The sequence below is a fragment of the Modestobacter lapidis genome, assembly GCF_054780755.1.
This window is the reverse complement of the sequence record NZ_BAAGVS010000020.1, coordinates 25,665-42,440: the sequence shown is the minus strand read 5'-3', so window position 1 is coordinate 42,440 and position 16,776 is coordinate 25,665. Positions and strand designations below refer to the sequence as shown.

Annotated in this window: 16 protein-coding genes; 13 read left to right on the top strand and 3 right to left on the bottom strand. The window is 72.4% G+C overall.

The window, feature by feature from the left end; translation table 11 throughout:
• The first annotated feature begins 361 nt into the window (after positions 1-361).
• From ACYVG5_RS16780 to dapC, 9 genes are all read left to right on the top strand, one after another.
• Entirely contained in the window at positions 362-2,101 is a 1,740-nt protein-coding gene (locus ACYVG5_RS16780; RefSeq protein ID WP_222046203.1) for an ABC transporter family substrate-binding protein, read from the top strand.
• 238 nt (positions 2,102-2,339) lie between these two features.
• Positions 2,340-3,329 carry an ABC transporter permease gene (locus ACYVG5_RS16775; RefSeq protein WP_222046201.1) on the top strand — a complete coding sequence of 330 codons (990 nt, stop codon included), beginning with the start codon at positions 2,340-2,342 and terminating at the stop codon, positions 3,327-3,329.
• Positions 3,330-3,361: 32 nt separating this feature from the next.
• Positions 3,362-4,318: an ABC transporter permease gene (locus ACYVG5_RS16770; protein WP_222046199.1), complete on the top strand. Its 957-nt coding sequence runs from the start codon at positions 3,362-3,364 to the stop codon at positions 4,316-4,318.
• Positions 4,319-4,329: 11 nt separating this feature from the next.
• Positions 4,330-5,535, top strand: coding sequence for an ABC transporter ATP-binding protein (locus tag ACYVG5_RS16765; protein ID WP_222046197.1), 1,206 nt, complete (start codon positions 4,330-4,332; stop codon positions 5,533-5,535).
• Positions 5,532-6,596, top strand: a complete 1,065-nt coding sequence (locus ACYVG5_RS16760; RefSeq protein WP_222046195.1) for an ABC transporter ATP-binding protein — start codon at positions 5,532-5,534, stop codon at positions 6,594-6,596. The genes ACYVG5_RS16765 and ACYVG5_RS16760 overlap by 4 nt, the downstream gene beginning before the upstream one ends.
• Before the next feature lie 143 nt (positions 6,597-6,739).
• Positions 6,740-7,630, top strand: coding sequence for an N-acetyl-1-D-myo-inositol-2-amino-2-deoxy-alpha-D-glucopyranoside deacetylase (gene mshB / locus ACYVG5_RS16755; RefSeq protein ID WP_460683369.1), 891 nt, complete (start codon positions 6,740-6,742; stop codon positions 7,628-7,630).
• A complete protein-coding gene (locus ACYVG5_RS16750) occupies positions 7,627-8,076 on the top strand; it encodes a hypothetical protein (RefSeq protein ID WP_460683368.1) in 450 nt (149 codons plus the stop codon). The genes mshB and ACYVG5_RS16750 overlap by 4 nt, the downstream gene beginning before the upstream one ends.
• Positions 8,077-8,553: 477 nt before the next feature.
• A complete protein-coding gene (gene fdxA, locus ACYVG5_RS16745; RefSeq protein WP_222046191.1) occupies positions 8,554-8,874 on the top strand; it encodes a ferredoxin in 321 nt (106 codons plus the stop codon).
• Positions 8,871-9,995, top strand: coding sequence for a succinyldiaminopimelate transaminase (gene dapC, locus ACYVG5_RS16740; protein ID WP_222046189.1), 1,125 nt, complete (start codon positions 8,871-8,873; stop codon positions 9,993-9,995). Before fdxA ends, dapC begins: the two co-directional genes overlap by 4 nt.
• Positions 9,996-10,128: 133 nt before the next feature.
• Here the strand turns inward: dapC and ACYVG5_RS16735 are convergent, their stop codons facing one another.
• The 3 genes from ACYVG5_RS16735 to dapD form a co-directional block, all read right to left on the bottom strand.
• Positions 10,129-11,742, bottom strand: a complete 1,614-nt coding sequence (locus ACYVG5_RS16735) for a zinc-ribbon domain-containing protein (RefSeq protein WP_222046187.1) — start codon at positions 11,740-11,742, stop codon at positions 10,129-10,131.
• 39 nt (positions 11,743-11,781) lie between these two features.
• A complete protein-coding gene (locus ACYVG5_RS16730; protein WP_222046185.1) occupies positions 11,782-12,717 on the bottom strand; it encodes a hypothetical protein in 936 nt (311 codons plus the stop codon).
• 125 nt (positions 12,718-12,842) lie between these two features.
• Positions 12,843-13,823 (bottom strand): 2,3,4,5-tetrahydropyridine-2,6-dicarboxylate N-succinyltransferase, encoded by a 981-nt coding sequence (gene dapD, locus ACYVG5_RS16725; protein ID WP_222046183.1) that lies wholly within the window; start codon positions 13,821-13,823, stop codon positions 12,843-12,845.
• A 57-nt stretch (positions 13,824-13,880) separates the two neighbouring features.
• On the opposite strand from dapD, the gene dapE reads away from it, so the two are divergent.
• Genes dapE through ACYVG5_RS16705 form a run of 4 tightly spaced genes read left to right on the top strand, consistent with a single transcriptional unit; the run spans position 13,881 to position 16,700 of the window.
• Complete coding sequence (gene dapE, locus ACYVG5_RS16720; protein ID WP_460683367.1) at positions 13,881-15,014, top strand: succinyl-diaminopimelate desuccinylase; 1,134 nt, start codon at positions 13,881-13,883, stop codon at positions 15,012-15,014.
• Positions 15,011-15,835 carry an LOG family protein gene (locus ACYVG5_RS16715; RefSeq protein WP_222046181.1) on the top strand — a complete coding sequence of 275 codons (825 nt, stop codon included), beginning with the start codon at positions 15,011-15,013 and terminating at the stop codon, positions 15,833-15,835. Before dapE ends, ACYVG5_RS16715 begins: the two co-directional genes overlap by 4 nt.
• Positions 15,836-15,841: 6 nt before the next feature.
• The gene (locus tag ACYVG5_RS16710; RefSeq protein WP_222046179.1) at positions 15,842-16,231 is read left to right on the top strand and encodes a DivIVA domain-containing protein; all 390 of its coding nucleotides are present in this window, start codon (positions 15,842-15,844) and stop codon (positions 16,229-16,231) included.
• Positions 16,224-16,700 carry an SRPBCC family protein gene (locus ACYVG5_RS16705; RefSeq protein WP_222046178.1) on the top strand — a complete coding sequence of 159 codons (477 nt, stop codon included), beginning with the start codon at positions 16,224-16,226 and terminating at the stop codon, positions 16,698-16,700. Before ACYVG5_RS16710 ends, ACYVG5_RS16705 begins: the two co-directional genes overlap by 8 nt.
• Positions 16,701-16,776 lie beyond the last annotated feature (76 nt).

Sequence of the window (16,776 nt, the reverse complement as noted above, 5' to 3'; positions counted from 1 at the left end):
CAGCGGGATCGATACCCCCGGTGGCCGGTCTGACACATCGGCGCGGGGCGGAGCGTGCCGGTGGCACCCAATTCGTGCACCGGGACGGTCCTGCGTCTGGAAATCGCCCGGCGAAGTGCGGTTGGCGACGCACTTCTTGCGGGCTCCGGGCGGTGCTCGCGAGCCCAGATCACAAATGGGTGACGGCCGTGGACGGCGTTCTCCGGCGCTGCCTACTGTCCAGTAGTCACGGCCTGCTCACTCGGGCCGGCCGAGCCCTACGACACACTGTGACGAGTCCGTCCCCGGCCCATCCGGCCGATCCCGGGTCGGTCGACCTGATCATTCCGCCCGCGCATGCGGGTCGAGGAGGCAAGCGAACGTGAAGTTCAGCAAGCGGAGTGCGGCGCTCGTCGCCACCGGCGTCGCCGGCGCCCTGGTGCTGTCGGCGTGCGGCGGCAGTGATGACGGCGGAGGCGAGGACGGCTCCGGTGGCCAGTCGGGCCGCGTGGTGTTCGGTGAGGCGACCGACTTCCCGGAGAACCTCTTCCCGAACATCGCCGCGGGCAACGCCGTCTCGACGGCGAACATCCTGAACGGCATCCTCCCGGGCACTTTCAACGCTCTCCCGGACTTCAGCGTCGAGTACAACGACAACCTGCTGGCCGAGGAGCCCACCCTCGAGACCGAGGGGGGCACCCAGGTCAACGTCTACACGATCCGGGACGAGGCCGTGTGGAGCGACGGCACGCCGATCACCGCCGACGACTTCGAGTTCACCTGGCGGAGCAGCCGCAGCGGTGACCCGGCTGCCGGCGGCTGTGCCTCGGTGCTGTCGACCACGGGCTACGAGCAGATCGAGTCGGTCGAGGGCTCCGACGACGGCAAGACGGTCACGGTCACCTATGCAACTCCCTACGCCGACTGGCAGGGGTTGTTCAGCGGCGACTTCGGCGGCGGCATCCTGCCGGCGCACCTGATGGACGACGAGGACCCGGTCGCGCTGTGCGAGTCGCTGACCGCCGGCTGGCCGATCAGCGAAGGGCTCCCCAGCGACATCTCGGGCGGGCCGTGGCAGCTGCTGGCGGAGAACATCGACGTCGGGGGTCAGATCGTCGTCCTCACGCCGAACCCCGAGTGGTGGGGCGACGGGCCGAACCTCGAGCAGCTGGTCATCCAGAACATCGGCAACGACCCGACCACGGCGGTGCAGGGCATCCAGAGCGGCGAGCTCGGCGTGATCTACCCGCAGCCGCAGCTGGACCTGGTCGAGCAGGTCCAGGGCTTGGAGCCCAACGTCGAGAGCGAGATCACCTTCGGTCTGTCGTTCGAGCACCTGGACTTCAACACCCAGGACCCGCACCTGGCCGACATCAACGTGCGGCGCGCGTTCGCCATGGCGCTGGACCGGGAGGAGATCGTCGAGCAGACCGTCGGTCAGTTCTCCTCCGACGCGCAGGTCCTGCAGAACCGGATCTACTTCAACAACCAGCCGCAGTACGAGGCGACCGCGCCCGATGAGTACCAGACCCAGAACGTCGAGATGGCCCGCCAGCTGCTGGAGCAGTCGGGCTACACCGCCGGCCCGGACGGGATCTACGTCCACCCCGAGCGCGGCCCGCTGAACATCCAGATCGACACGACGGCCAACAACCCGCTGCGCCAGACGACGATCGAGGTGATGATCCCGCAGCTGCGTGAGGCAGGCATCAACGCCACGTACAACGCCAACCCGGACATCTTCGCCAACGTCGACAAGCCGACCTCCCTCGCGGCCGGTGGCTTCCAGGCGGCGCTGTTCGCCTGGGTGGGCTCGCCGCTGCGCGCCGCCACCCAGTCGATCTACAGCTCCCCGCAGGGCGACAACGTGCAGCAGAACTACTCGCGGCAGGGCACGCCGGAGATCGACGCGCTGTTCCAGCAGTTCGTGACCGAGCCGGACCCCGAGGCGCAGGCCGAGCTGGGCAACCAGATCGACGCGCTGCTGTGGGAGCAGATGGCCACGGTGCCGCTCTACCAGAAGCCGACCTTCATCGCCTACCAGAGCGCGATCGAAGGCGTGGAGGACAACTCCACCCAGGCCGGTCCGTTGTGGAACTCGGAGACCTGGACCCTCCAGTGACCGCTGCGGTCAGCACCTGACCCCGGCCCGCGGCCCCTGGGAGCACCTCCCGGGGGCCGCGGTGTGTCCGGAGTCGAGGTTCCGACGCCACGCCCGCCACGTGGCCGCCGTGGCCCCCGACCGGCCGGGTCGCCCGCTCCTCGCCGCGTCGTGCGCACGACCTGCGTACGCGCCCGGCGGGCCGCTGAACTGGTCGTTCCAGACCGGACGACTTCCGCTCCCGGCGTAAGGTCACCGCATGTTCTTCTTCACGATCCGGCGGATCATCGCGTCCGTCTTCGTGTTGCTCGCCAGCTCTTTCCTGGTGTTCGCGCTCTGCGCCGCCAGCTTCGACCCGCTCGCCCGCTACTACACGCTGCAGCCGCGCCCGCCGGAGTCGTTCTTCGCCAACCTGCGGGAGGAGCTCGGGCTCGACGACAACTTCTTCGTGCGCTATTGGAACTGGCTGACCGGGGCCCTCACCGGCGATTTCGGCGAGACGGTCAACGGCACCCCGGTGGCCGAGCAGCTGGGCAGCCGGCTGTTGGTCACCGGCCGGATGATCCTGCTGGCCATGGTGATCGCCATCGTGCTGGCGATCATCGTGGGCGTCATCGGCGCGGTCCGGCAGTACAAGGCCTCCGACTACGTCCTGACGTTCCTCGTGTACCTGCTGATCGCGTTGCCGACCTTCTGGTTCGCTGCGCTGCTGAAGGAGTTCGTCGCCGGAGGGGTCAACGACCTGTTCGGTGAGCAGATCCTCTACACGATCGGCGAGGAGACGCCCGGGCTGGCGTTGTACGCCGATGGCTGGGAGCTGTGGTCGGACCGGCTCGGGCACCTGGTGCTGCCCACGGTCAGCCTGGCGCTGCTGGCCTTCGCCGCCTGGAGCCGGTTCCAGCGGTCGGCCATGCTCGACGTCCTGGGATCGGACTACATGCGGCTGGCACGGGCCAAGGGGCTCACCTATCGGCGCACGGTCGTCCGGCACGGGCTGCGCAACGCGCTCATCCCGCTGACCACCGTGGTGGCGCTCTACGTCGGCACCCTCTTCGGCGGCGCGATCATCACCGAGCAGGTGTTCGTCTGGCACGGCATGGGTGAGTACCTCATCCAGAACGGCATCGGGAACAACGACATCAACGTCGTGCTCGGCTGGCTCCTGGTGAGCGCGGTGTTCGTCGTGCTGTTCAACCTGGTCGCCGACATCCTCTACGCGGTCCTCGACCCCCGCATCCGACTGTCCTGACCGGCGTACGGGCGCAGAGAGAAGAGGCAGACATGGTGGCTACCGAGACGTCCACCGGCCCCGCCGTCCCCGGCGTACCGAGCAGTCCCGAGGGGGGCGGGGTCGAGCGCGAGTTCACCGTCAAGGCGCGCAGCCAGCGGCAGCAGATCGTCCGGCGGTTCCTGCACGACAAGGTCGGCATGACCGGGCTGGCGATCTTCGTGCTGATGCTCGGCTTCGGCTTCCTGGGGCCGGTCATCCAGGGGGTCGACTACGCCGATCAGAATGTCGGTGCCCAGTCGGTCCCGCCGGGCACCGCCGACTACCTCTTCGGCAGCGACGAGATCGGCCGGGACCTGCTGGCCGGGCTGATGCAGGGCGTCCAGCGATCCCTGTTCATCGTGCTGCTGTTCGTCGTCATCGCCTTGCCGATCGGGTTGCTCGTGGGCGCGCTCGCGGGCTACTTCGGCAGGTGGGTCGACAGCGTGCTCATGCGGCTCGTCGACCTGATCCTCACCGTGCCGCTCCTGGTCGTGCTGATCGTCGTCGCGAGCAACTTCCCGGGGTCGCGGACGCCGCTGGGCGTGGGGATCATCCTGGGGCTGTTCGGCTGGCTCGACCTCGCCCGCATCGTGCGCAGCCAGTTCCTCTCGCTGCGCGAGAAGGAGTACGTGGAGGCGGCGCACGCAATGGGCGCCTCCAGCCGGCGGATCATCTTCAAGCACCTGATCCCCAACGCGCTCGGCTCGCTGATCGTCTGGACGACCCTCGCCGCGGCGGTGGCCATCATCCTCGAGGCGTCGCTGACCTACCTGGGCTTCGGGGTCAACGGGGCCAACCAGACGAGCCTGGGCCGGCTCGTCTCCGACGGGGTGCAGGCCGCGAGCACCCGACCCTGGCTGTTCTACTTCCCGGGCCTCACGTTGATCATCATCGTGCTGTCGATCAACCTGATCGGCGACGGCATCCGCGACGCCTTCGACCCGAGCAACCGCCGCGTGCGGGCCTGAACAGGAGTTCCATGTCCACCCTCGGGACCCCGGGCCCCGCTGCGTCCGCGTCCGGTGCCACCGCTGCCGGCGCCACCTCGACCGGCACCCTGAGCCAGGCCGGCTCCCGCACCACCAGCCTCGGCGGCTTCGATCCCTCGGCGCCGCTGCTGGAGGTCAGCGACCTCAACGTCCGCTTTCCGAGCGAGGACGGGCTGGTCCACGCCGTCCGCGGTGTCGACTACACGTTGCGATCCGGTGAGGTGCTGGGCATCGTCGGTGAGTCCGGCTCCGGCAAGTCGGTGACGTCGCTGGCGGTCATGGGTCTGCTGCCCGCGTCGGCCCGGGTCGCCGGCTCGATCCGGTACCGCGGGCAGGAACTGCTCGGGCAGAAGGACCGCAGCATGTCCCGGGTTCGTGGCAAGGGCGTCTCGATGATCTTCCAGGACCCGATGACCTCGCTGGACCCGGTGTACCGGATCGGCTACCAGATCGAGGAGACGCTGCGCGCTCACGACCGGTCGCTGTCGTCCAAGGCGGCCGGGGCGCGCGCGGTCGAGCTTCTGGAACTCGTCGGCATCCCCAACGCCGCGGAGCGGGTGAAGTCCTACCCGCACGAGTTCTCCGGCGGAATGCGCCAGCGGGTGGTCATCGCCATCGCCATGGCCAACCAGCCGGAGGTGATCATCGCCGACGAGCCGACGACGGCGCTCGACGTCACCGTCCAGGCGCAGATCCTCGAGGTGCTGCAGACGGCGCTGCAGGAGACCGGCGCGGCCATGGTCCTCATCACGCACGACCTGGGTGTGGTCGCCGGGATCGCCGACCGGGTGCTGGTCATGTACGCCGGGCGGCCGGTGGAGGTGGGCAGCGTCGAGGACATCTACTACGAGCCCCGGATGCCCTACACCCTCGGATTGCTCGGGTCCCTGCCGCGGCTGGACTCCACCACCAAGGAGCGGCTCACCCCGATCCTCGGATCGCCGCCCTCGCTGCTGAACATGCCGCCGGGGTGTCCCTTCGCGCCCCGTTGCCCGCTGCACGTCACCGAGTGCGACGAGGCCGAGCCGCCGCTGTTCGAGGTGGGCGCCGGGCACACCGCGGCCTGCATCCGCACCCAGGAGGTGGCCAAGGCGCACGGCCGCGCCGGCGAGGTCTTCAACCAGACCGCCGGGGACGCGCAGCCGGCCGGGGACGCGCGGGCCACGACCGGGACCAGGAACGGAGATCGGGCATGACCGCCGCCGGCACGCAGCGCACCGGCGACGCCGCCCCCCGGCCCGGTCAACCGATCCTGCGCGTCCGCGGGCTGGAGAAGCACTTCCCGATCAAGGGCGGCGGCCTGCTCAAGCGCACGGTCGGCGCGGTCCGCGCCGTGGACGGCATCGACCTCGATCTGTATGCCGGCGAGGTGCTCGGCCTGGTCGGCGAGTCAGGGTGCGGCAAGTCCACCACCGGCCGGGCGATCCTTAACCTGCAGCCGGCGACCGCCGGATCGGTGACGTTCCAGGGACGCGAGCTGGTGGGGCTGTCCCGCAGAGACATGCGCCCGCTACGGCGGGACATCCAGTTGGTGTTCCAGGACCCCTACGCGTCGCTGAACCCCCGGCTGCCGGTGTTCGACATCGTCGCCGAGCCGCTGATCATCCACGGCCTGACCAAGAACGACGCCGAGTTGCGGTCCCGCGTCCGGGAGTTGGTGGAGACCGTCGGGCTGAACCCTGAGCACACCAACCGGTACCCCTCGGAGTTCTCCGGTGGACAGCGGCAGCGCATCGGCATCGCCCGCGCGCTGGCCCTGCAGCCCAAGGTGCTGGTGCTCGACGAGCCGGTGTCGGCACTGGACGTCTCCATCCAGGCCGGCGTCATCAACCTGCTCGAAGATCTGAAGAACGAGCTGGGGCTGTCCTACCTGTTCATCGCCCACGACCTGTCGGTGGTCAAGCACATCTCCGACCGGGTCGCCGTCATGTACCTGGGCCGGATCATCGAGATCGCCGATCGCGACGAGCTATTCGAGCGGCCGGCGCACCCGTACACGCAGGCTCTGCTGTCGGCGATCCCGCTGCCCGACCCCCGTCGTGAGCGCGCCCGGCAGCGGATCATCATCTCCGGCGACGTGCCGAGCCCGGCCAACCCGCCGTCGGGCTGCCGCTTCCGCACGCGGTGCCAGAAGTTCGCCAACGTGCTCACCGACGGTCAGCGCGAGCTGTGCATCACCGCCGACCCCGCGCTCGAGGACCGCGGGGCCGGCCACCTCAACGCCTGCCACTACGCCGAGCCGGCCAGGGTGTTGTAGGGAACCGACGACCACGGGCAGTCCAGTCGTGATCCGGCGCGGACCCGGAGGGTCCCGCCGGAGCTCGACGCAACGGCTCCCCGCGACAGGGGAACGGCACCTGGCCGCGGTGCGGCCCGAAGGGTCGCGATGTAATGGCTCGCGTGACAGACCACCGCATGCTGTTCGTGCACGCCCATCCCGACGACGAGACGATCAACAACGGGGCCACCATGGCCCGCTACGTCGCGGAGGGGGCGCACGTCACCCTGCTCACCTGCACGCTCGGTGAGGAGGGTGAGGTCCTGGTGCCCGAGCTCGGGCAGCTCGCCGCTGACCGGGCCGACCAGCTCGGCGGCTACCGGATCAGCGAGCTCGCCGCGGCCATGGCCGCGCTCGGCGTCACCGACTGGCGGTTCCTGGGCGGCGCCGGGCGGTACCGCGACTCCGGGATGATGGGGACGCCGGCCAACGGCGCCGCGCGCGCCTTCTGGAACGCCGACCTGGACGAGGCGGCCGACCATGCGGTGGCCGTCGTCCGGGAGGTCCGCCCGCAGGTGCTGGTCACCTACGACGAGAACGGCGGCTACGGCCACCCCGACCACATCCAGGCCCACCGGGTCGCGATGCGCGCCGTGGAACTGGCCGCCGACCCCACCCACCGGCCCGAGCTGGGCGAGGCCTGGGAGGTCGCGAAGGTCTACTGGTGCTGCATGCCCCGCTCGGTGCTGCGCGACGGCATCGCCGCCATGGCCGCGCTCGGCGAGGCCTCCCCGTTCGAGGGGCTCGGTGACATCGACGAGGTGCCCTTCGCGGTGCCCGACGAGCTGGTGACCGCCGCCGTCGACGGCAGCGCGCACGCGGCGGACAAGGACGCCGCGATGCGTTCCCACCCCACCCAGATCACCGTGGACGGCCCGTTCTTCGCGTTGTCGAACAACCTCGGCCTGGAAGTGATGGCCACCGAGTACTACCGGCTGGTCCGCGGGCAGCGTGGCCCGGCCGGCGCCGGCGCGGCCGGCTGGGAGGACGACCTCTTCGCCGGCCTGCCGTGAGCCGGTCGCTGCGGCGGCTCGGCTGGGCGCTGCTGGCCGTCCTGGTGGCCGGCTGGCTGGCTCTGGTGGAGGTCTTCTGGCTGCCGTGGCGGGTGGGTGGCGTCCCGGTGCCGGTGTCGGTGCTCGCCGCGGTGGCCGGCAACCTGGTGCTCGTGCGGGCCGCGCACCGGCTGTCGGGCTCCCGGCTGGTCGGCGCCCTGCCGGCGGTGGTGTGGCTGGTCATCGCCGTCGGCGGTTCGGTCCGCCGGCCCGAGGGGGATCTCCTGATCACCGGTGGGGACGGCGCCACGCAACTGGTCAACCTGGCGTTCCTGCTGCTCGGCGTGGTCGCGGCGTCGCTCGCCGTCGGCCGGATGCTGGGCGCGCCGCCGCGCCCGCCCGCGGGCGCGGCGCAGGCCGTCAGCCGGGGCGGCGGCGCCGGTAGCGGCAGCGATGGTGCCCGATGAAGGCCGACCGCCGGTAGCGGGCGAGGGCGGCCCGGTTGGCCGCGACGACCCGCAGGTGCACCGAGCAGGCGCCGCGTCCGGCCCCCAGTGCTGCAGCCCGCTATAGCCCCGCCATCACCTCGGTGGCCAGGCCCCGTCGCGGTAGCCGGTCAGCCAGGCGTCGTCCGGGGGCGCGCCCGCCACCAGGGCGGAGTTGGCCCGCAGTGGAGCCACCGCCGGCGCGCAGCAGCCACTCGCCGAGCCGGTCGCCCTCCAGGCCCGGCCGTCGGCGCCCGGCCAGCAGTTCGAGGTCGACCACGCCGAGCGGCGATCTTCGCCCTCCCCTGGGGGTGACCTTCCGTCGGCGGCCGCGCGGAGCCGGTCGGCGGGTCCGGGCACCCCTTTCGCAGGCCGACCAGGGGCAGGGGATACTTGGCACGATCGAACCGACCCTGGCCGTGGCCAGGGTCGCCGCCCGTGCGCCCCCGGAGGAACCCCGTGACCTACGTCATCACCCAGGCCTGTGTCGACGTTCTCGACAAGGCGTGCATCGACGAGTGTCCGGTGGACTGCATCTACGAGGGCGAACGGATGCTCTACATCCACCCCGACGAGTGCGTCGACTGTGGTGCCTGCGAGCCGGTCTGCCCGGTGGAGGCCATCTACTACGAGGACGATGTCCCGGACAAGTGGAAGGACTACTACAACGCCAACGTGGAGTTCTTCTCCGACCTGGGCAGCCCCGGTGGTGCCGCCAAGACGGGCAAGATCCCCAAGGACCACCCGCTGGTGGCCGCCCTTCCGCCGCAGGCGGAGTGACCGCGGCGGCACCTCGGGCGGGGGCCGCCCACCGGTTGCCGGATTTCCCCTGGGACTCCCTGGCGCCGGCCCGGTCCCGTGCGGCCGAGCATCCCGGCGGCGTCGTCGACCTGTCGATCGGCACGCCGGTCGACCCCACACCGCAGGTGCTGGTCGAGGCGCTGGCGGCGGCCGGCAACGCGCCGGGCTACCCGACCGCGTTGGGCACCGCCGACGTGCGCCGCGCCGCCGCGGGCTGGCTGCAGCGGCGGCTGGGCGTCACGCTGGCCGATCCGTTCGGCGCCGACCCCTCGGTGATCCCCACGATCGGTTCCAAGGAGCTGGTCGCGTTCCTGCCGACCATGCTCGGACTGTCCGGCCGTGGCACCGTCGTCGTCCCCGAGGTCGCCTACCCCACCTACGAGGTCGGCGCGATCGTCGCCGGGCTGCAGGTGCTGCGCACCGACACCCCACCGGACGACGCCGCCGACGTCGTGCTGGCCTGGCTGAACTCGCCGGGGAACCCGCACGGCCGGGTGCTCTCCGACGACGAGCTCGCCCGTTGGGTGCGCTGGGGCCGCGAGCAAGGCGTCCCGGTCGTCGCCGACGAGTGCTACGTCGAGCTGGGCTGGGACGTCGCGCCGCGCTCCGTGCTGCACCCGGCCGTGGCCGGTCCCGACCACACCGGCCTGCTCGCCGTGCACTCGCTGTCCAAGCAATCCACGGCTGCCGGCTACCGCGGCGGGCTGCTGTCCGGTGACCCGGCGCTGGTGCGGCGGGTCTGGGAGGCCCGCCGCCACCTCGGGCTGCTGGTGCCCACGCCGGTGCAGGCTGCGATGGTGGCCGCACTGTCCGACGACGAGCACGTCGAGGCGCAGCGGGCCCGGTACGGCCGCCGCCGCGCGAAGCTGACCGCGGCGGTGCGCGCCGCCGGCGCGCGGATCGACCATTCCGAGGCCGGCCTCTACCTGTGGGTCACCCGGGACGAGGACTGCTGGACGACGATCGACTGGCTGGCCGGGCTCGGCGTCATCGCCGCACCGGGCAGCTTCTACGGCCCGGCCGGTTCGCGGCACGTGCGGATGGCGCTGACCGCCTCCGACGAGCGGATCGAGGCGGCGGTCGCGCGCCTGGCGGGCTGAGCGCTTCCGGCCGCGACGGCCGCTCAGCCGGCCCGGGCGAGCGTGCTGCTGGAGGGCCGCCCGCAGCTCGTCCAACCGGCGATGGGCGTGACCGTCGAGCGCGGCCGAAACCGCGTTCGCTGCCGCGTCGTGCTCAGCCGATCGTCGGCTGGACCGCGCCGGAGCCCGATGGGCGTTGTCGGCGGCTGGATGCCATCCGCGTGGACGAACAACCGCGACAACCGCCTCGTGGTCGCTGGTTGAGCGCGTGCGGCGTCGCGATCCATGGGCCCTTGCAGTGCGGGCAGGTCCACGAGCAGCGGTCGATGCTGTTGGGCTTGAGCTGGCCCGGCCCCACGCCGGGGTGGGTCACGTTGTCGACGAAGTACCCGGCCAACAGTGGGTGGCGATCAGCGAAGCTGCGCCCCGGTCGTGGCCTCGCAGATCGAGCGGCGCCTCGGCGGTAGGAGCAGGGTGGGCAGCCGGTTCCGAGCAGCGTGCGATTCGCCACGCGCGCCTCCCATCGGTGTCCGCACTCCGGGCACATCCACAGGACCCGGTCCTCGCCTGCGGGCGTGAGGTCGGCTGCAGTGAGACCTGGACGTCCGACCACCTCGACGAGTTGGTCGGCCACGAGGGGGTGCTCCGAGCGCAGACTCCGTCGCCGTGGGTCTGTTCGAAGGGCCCGCCACCGGCGGTCAGCACGAGCCAGCGCCGCATCCTCCGCGAGGGGCGTGAGGTCCTGGATCCGTGTCGATGGCGAGATCGCCGCCACGACCTGCAGCACGGCCAGGGACCACGACCACGGGTCGTGTTCGTCGTCCGTTGACAGGAAGATCTGCTGCTCGACGGTTGCCCGCCCTGAACGCAGCAACCCGAGAGTCCTCGGCCGCACCCGGACGTACTGGCGTCCCGCGAGCCGTTCGAGCTTGCGAGTGTCTCGTTCCACCGACTCGTGAGACGAGTGCCAGCGACTGGGGTCGAGGTCGATGAGCAGGTCGAGGGAGTCGATCAGCAGGTCGATGTGCTCGTCCGCCGCGCGGTCGGTTCGACGCACGCGAGCGCCGACGCTCACGGTGACACCCGTGCTGGCCTGCACGAGTTCGGCGACCTGGAACTCCAGGCGGCTCGTCCAGAGGCCGGCCAGGCACGTGGGGCATTGCGTAGCGTGCCGCACGCGCTGACGTGCCGTGGTTTCCCACTCGTGTCCTCGGCGGCAGCGCCAGCGCACGCGGTCATGTGACCCGCTGGGCGTGCTCTCGAGGCCTCGGTCCGGCCGGCTGAGGTTCGTCACGAACTCAGCGACGAGTCCTGGTCTGGCCACGGACAGCGGCGATGACTTTGCGACCCGGGATCGCGCCAGTGCGAGCCCGCGCTCCCGTGCACATGCTGGGCAACCAGACTTCCGCTTGGTGCGGTTCGCCACGGAGGTGACCCACTCCTCGGCACAGTCAGGGCACCGCCATCGACACCGGGCCCCGCTCCCGGACATCAAGTCAGCCGGCAGGTGGCTCAACGGTGCCCCGTCGACCACACGCACGAACTGCGCCGCGATGTCCGGATCGGTGATGCTCAGACCGAGCGACCGGGCACGCAGCGCTCGGCAATCGAGTCCCCAGCGGCGTGCGACCAGCCGGACGAGGGAGCCGCTGCGGGCGTAGAGCTCGCCGATCCGGTCGGGCGTCAGCCCGCCTGCGAGGAGTTCTTCCAGTGCGTCCCGGGTCATGTCGTCCCATCGCTGGGGTCTGGCTTCCCTCGGATCGATCACGAGCCGAGTCTGTCCAGCGGCTACGACAGTTCCGATCTCTCAGTTGGCCAGCTGTAGCTGTAGATCACCGACGACCTCGCCGGTCTGGACCCAGCCGCCGCCCGGGCTCCACGACCAGTCGGCGAAGCGCACCCCGGCCAGCTGCAGCCGCTCGGCGTGCGCCACGGCCCAGCTCGCCTCCGGCCACCCGGCCGCGGCCACCGAGACGAGACCGCCGGGCAGGACGGTCGGGGTACCGGCCTCGCGGCGGACGACGTCGGCGACGGCGGCCGCGCGGTCTTCGACCGGGCCGCTCGCCTGAGGCGGGCTGAAGGTGCACGACAGCTGCGCGGGTGAGTCCGACAGCAGCGCGCCGGCCAGCGTCTGGGCCATGCCGGTCCACTGTCGGTAGGCCAGCGGGAACGCGCTGCGCTGCACCGCGTCCGCGGTAGTCGTCAGGTCACCGGTCTCCCAGCCGGGCACCTTCACCAGCCCGTCGAGGAACTTGCCGGTGGCGTAGACCGGGTCCTGCACCTGCGCCTCGCTGCCCCAGCCCTGCGAGGGGCGCTGCTGGAACAGGCCCAGGGAGTCGCGGTCGCCGTAGTCGAGGTTGCGGATCCGCGACTCCTGCTGCGCCGTCGCCAGGGCGATCACCGTCGCCCGCTGCGGCAGCCCGCGGCTGCGGGCCACTGCCGCGATCGTGGCGGCGTTGGCCGCCTGCGCGGTGGTGAGGGTCAGGTCGGAGCCGGCCACGGTGCAGCGGCCGGCGATCGGGGTGGTCCCGGGGGCATCCCGGTGCACGGCGAGCACGGCCACCAGGGTGAGCGCGGCGACGGCGGCCAGCCAGCCGAGCCCGCGGCCAACGGCGGCACGCCGAGCTCGGCGCGACCGCCGGGCCGGACGTCGGCCCCCGCGGCGGGCCGGCTGCCGGGGCCGCACCGCGGTGGAGCCACTCCGGGCCGGTGGCCGACGGGGCGTCACCGGGGCGCTGGTCATCGTCGCCGATGGTAGGTGCGTCAGCTGTGCGGACCCGGTGAGCCGGCGCCGCGCGCCGCGCCGGGCCGGGCCCCTGCAGGGTCCCGCCGCGAGCGTGCGAGCGGTGGGGGGCAGGGGCTCCTTTCTCAGTTGGCGTGCAGGGCGGCGTTGAGCGCCCCCCAGTCGCCGTCCCGCGGGATGGCCTCGAGCGCGCCGGACACCGAGTTCCGGCGGAAGAGCAGCCCGTCGCGGCCGGAGAGGTCGGCGGCCTTGACCACCGAACCGTCGGGCAGCGTCACCCGCGAACCGGCCGTCACGTAGCAGCCGGCCTCGACGACGCACCGGTTGCCCAGGGAGATGCCGATGCCGGCGTTGGCGCCGAGCAGGCAGCCCGCGCCGATCGAGACGACCTGCTTGCCGCCGCCGGACAGGGTGCCCATGATCGAGGCGCCGCCGCCGATGTCGGAGTCGGGGCCGACGACGACCCCGGCGCTGATCCGGCCCTCCACCATCGAGGGGCCGAGCGTCCCGGCGTTGAAGTTCACGAACCCCTCGTGCATGACGGTGGTGCCCTCGGCCAGGTGGGCGCCCAGGCGCACCCGGTCGGCGTCGGCGATCCGCACGCCGGAGGGAACGACGTAGTCGACCATCCGCGGGAACTTGTCGACGGAGAAGACCGTCAGGTTGCCCAGCGCGGCCCGCATCCGGACGGCGGAGAACCCGGCCGCCTCGACCGGCCCCGCGCTGGTCCACGCCACGTTGGTGAGCAACCCGAACACGCCGTCCATGTTCATCCCGTGCGGGCGCACCAGCCGGTGCGACAGCAGCTGCAGCCGCAGGTAGACGTCGTGCGCGTCGACCGGCGGGGCGGCCAGGTCGGCGATCGCCGTGCGGACGGCGAAGACCTGCACGCCCCGGGCGTCGTCGGTGCGCACCAGACCCCCGTAGTCCGGGCCCAGCTCGCCCTCGGCCTCCAGGATCCCGATCTGCCGGGTGCCGGTGGGCAGGCCCTGCGGCGCACCGAGCCGGGGCGCGGGGTACCAGGTGTCCAGCACGGTGCCGGCGGTGGTCACCGTGGCGATGCCGACGGCGGTCGCGCCGGACGGGGAGGCGGTGGCTGTGGTCACGGTGGGCCACGCTACCGAGGCGGCCCGCACCGCGGGCGGCCCCTAGGCTCAGTGCCCGTGACAGCCCCTGCCGGTCCGCCCCCCGTGCTCGACCTGTCCGCCGACGTGCTGGCCCTGACCCGCGCGCTGGTCGACGTCCCGTCGGCCTCGGGCTCCGAGCGGGTGCTCGCCGACGCGGTCGAGGCCGCGCTCCGGGCACTCGGTGGCCTGGAGGTGGTCCGGGTCGGCGACACCGTGCTGGCCCGGACGAACCTCGACCGGCCCTCCCGGGTGGTGCTCGCCGGCCACCTGGACACCGTTCCGGTCGCCGGCAACGTACCCAGCCGGGTCGACGGGGCAGCCGGGTTGCTGTACGGCTGCGGCACCAGCGACATGAAGGCCGGCGACGCGGTGATGCTCCGGCTGGCCGGGCGCTTCGGCGTTCCGGGCGCCGCCCCCGCGCACGACCTCACCTTCGTCTTCTACGACAACGAGGAGGTCGAGGCCACCCGCAACGGCCTCGGCCGGGTCGCCCGGGAGCTGCGTGGCTGGCTCTACGGCGATCTGGCGATCCTGCTCGAGCCGACCGACGGTGCCGTCGAGGGCGGCTGCCAGGGCACGCTGCGGGTGGTCCTCGACGTCCCGGGCCGGCGGGCGCACAGCGCCCGCTCGTGGCTCGGGGTCAACGCCGTCCACGGGGCGGCCGGGATCCTCGCCGCGCTGGCGGCCTACCCGGCGCGCGAGGTGGAGATCGACGGCCTGCAGTACCGGGAGGGCCTCAACGCCGTGCGGATCGAGGGCGGGGTCGCCGGCAACGTCGTCCCCGACTCCTGCCGGGTGACCGTCAACTTCCGGTTCGCGCCCGACCGCGACGAGGACCAGGCCCTGGCGCACGTCCGGGAGGTCTTCGCGGAGGCGCTGGCCGCCGGGGTGACCCTCGAGGTCACCGACTCCGCCGGCGGCGCGCTGCCCGGCCTGTCCGAGCCCGCGGCCGCTGCCTTCGTCGCGGCCGTGGGGCGGCCGGCCCGGGCCAAGCTGGGCTGGACCGACGTCGCCCGGTTCGCCGCGTTCGGCATCCCGGCGCTCAACTACGGGCCCGGCGACCCGCAGCAGGCGCACACCGTCGACGAGCACGTCCGGATCGACCGGCTGCAGCCGGCCGAGGACGCCCTCGTCGCCTATCTGACCGACCCTCGGGGGAGTGGGACATGAGCGAGACAGCAGACGGCCGGCGGCGGCGCCCGGCGCGGCACCGCGGCCCGATCACGTTGCGGGGCGGCGAGCCCGACCCGCAGACCGCCGGGACGACGACCGACCAGCGGCTGCTGGACCGCCGCGGCGGCAGCGACTGGGTGCACGCCGACCCGTGGCGGGTCCTGCGGATCCAGGCCGAGTTCGTCGAGGGGTTCGGCCTGCTGGCCGAGCTGCCGCGCGCGGTCAGCGTGTTCGGCAGTGCCCGTACCAAGCCCGACTCCCCGTACTACGCGGCCGCCGAGCAGGTCGGCGGCGAGCTGGCGAAGGCCGGGTACGCGGTGATCACCGGCGGCGGGCCGGGCGCGATGGAGGCAGCCAACAAGGGCGCCTGCGACGCCGGTGGCATGTCGGTCGGGCTGGGCATCGAGCTGCCGTTCGAGCAGGAGCTCAACGAGTGGGTCGACGTCGGCGTGCTGTTCCGCTACTTCTTCGTGCGCAAGACGATGTTCGTGAAGTACGCGCAGGCCTTCGTGATCCTCCCCGGCGGCTTCGGCACCCTCGACGAGCTCTTCGAGGCCCTCACCCTCGTCCAGACCCGGAAGGTCACCCGGTTCCCGGTGATCCTGTTCGGCAGCGCCTACTGGAGCGGCCTGGTCGACTGGATCCGCGACACGATGATCGAGGCCGGCACGGTGTCGCCCGGCGACCTCGACCTGCTGCACGTCACCGACGACGTGGCCGAGGTGGTTGCGGTCATCGAGGCGGCCGAGGTGGAGCGGGAGGCCGCCGCCCGCGGGGTCGACGGCACGGTCGCCCGGCCCGCTCCCCTCGACGACTGACCGCCGGTGTCCGCCGTCGTCTTCGTCCTCGGTCTGCTCGTGGTCGGCGGGCTGCTGTTCCTCGGGGCCTCGCTGCTGCTGGGCCGCGGCGAGACGCAGCCGCCGGCGGACCTGGACCGCTCACCGGTCGAGCTGCCCGACGACCGCCCGGTCGCCGGCGACGACGTCCGGGCGCTGCGCATCTCGCCGGCCTTCCGGGGCTACCGGATGGCCGAGGTCGACTGGCTGCTCGACCAGCTGGCGCGCACCCTCGACGAGCGGGACGCCGCGATCGCGGCGCTCCGCGCCGCAACGGCGGCCCGGGTCGGCACCGCGGCCCGCGCTCGAGACGACACCGACCCCGAGGGCGTCCCCGCGGCGACCGTCGACGACGACGAGGAGCACGCCGATGCCTGAAGTGAACCTGTCCGTGGACGTGGCCGCACCGGCCGAGCAGGTGTGGGCCGCGCTGGTCGACTGGGAGACGCAGGGGCGGTGGATGCTGCTCACCGACGTGCGCACCGAGGACGGCGACGGTCGGGTGCCCGGCGCGCAGGGCGTCGGTGGCCGGCTCGTCGCCCGCACCGGCGTCCCGCTGCCCGGCGGGCGGCGGCTGGGCGTTCTCGACCCGATGCTGATCACCAGCTGGGAGGCCCCGCGCCGGGTCGACGTCCGGCACCTCGGGCGCGTGGTCCGGGGCACCGGCACGTTCGAGGTGGTGCCCCGCGGGGAGTCGACGTCCACGTTCGTGTGGACCGAGTCCCTCGACCTGCCGCTCGGCCGGCTCGGGCAGCTCGGCTGGCCGCTGGTGCGGCCGGCGATGGTGGCGGGTGTCCGGTACTCGCTGAGGCGCTTCGCCGCCTACGCCGCCGCCCACCCCGCCTGAAGGAGGACCGACCGGCCCCCGGCCCGCTCCAGGGGCCCGGCCCGAGCTTGCGAGGGTCGGGGAGGAGCGGGTCCTT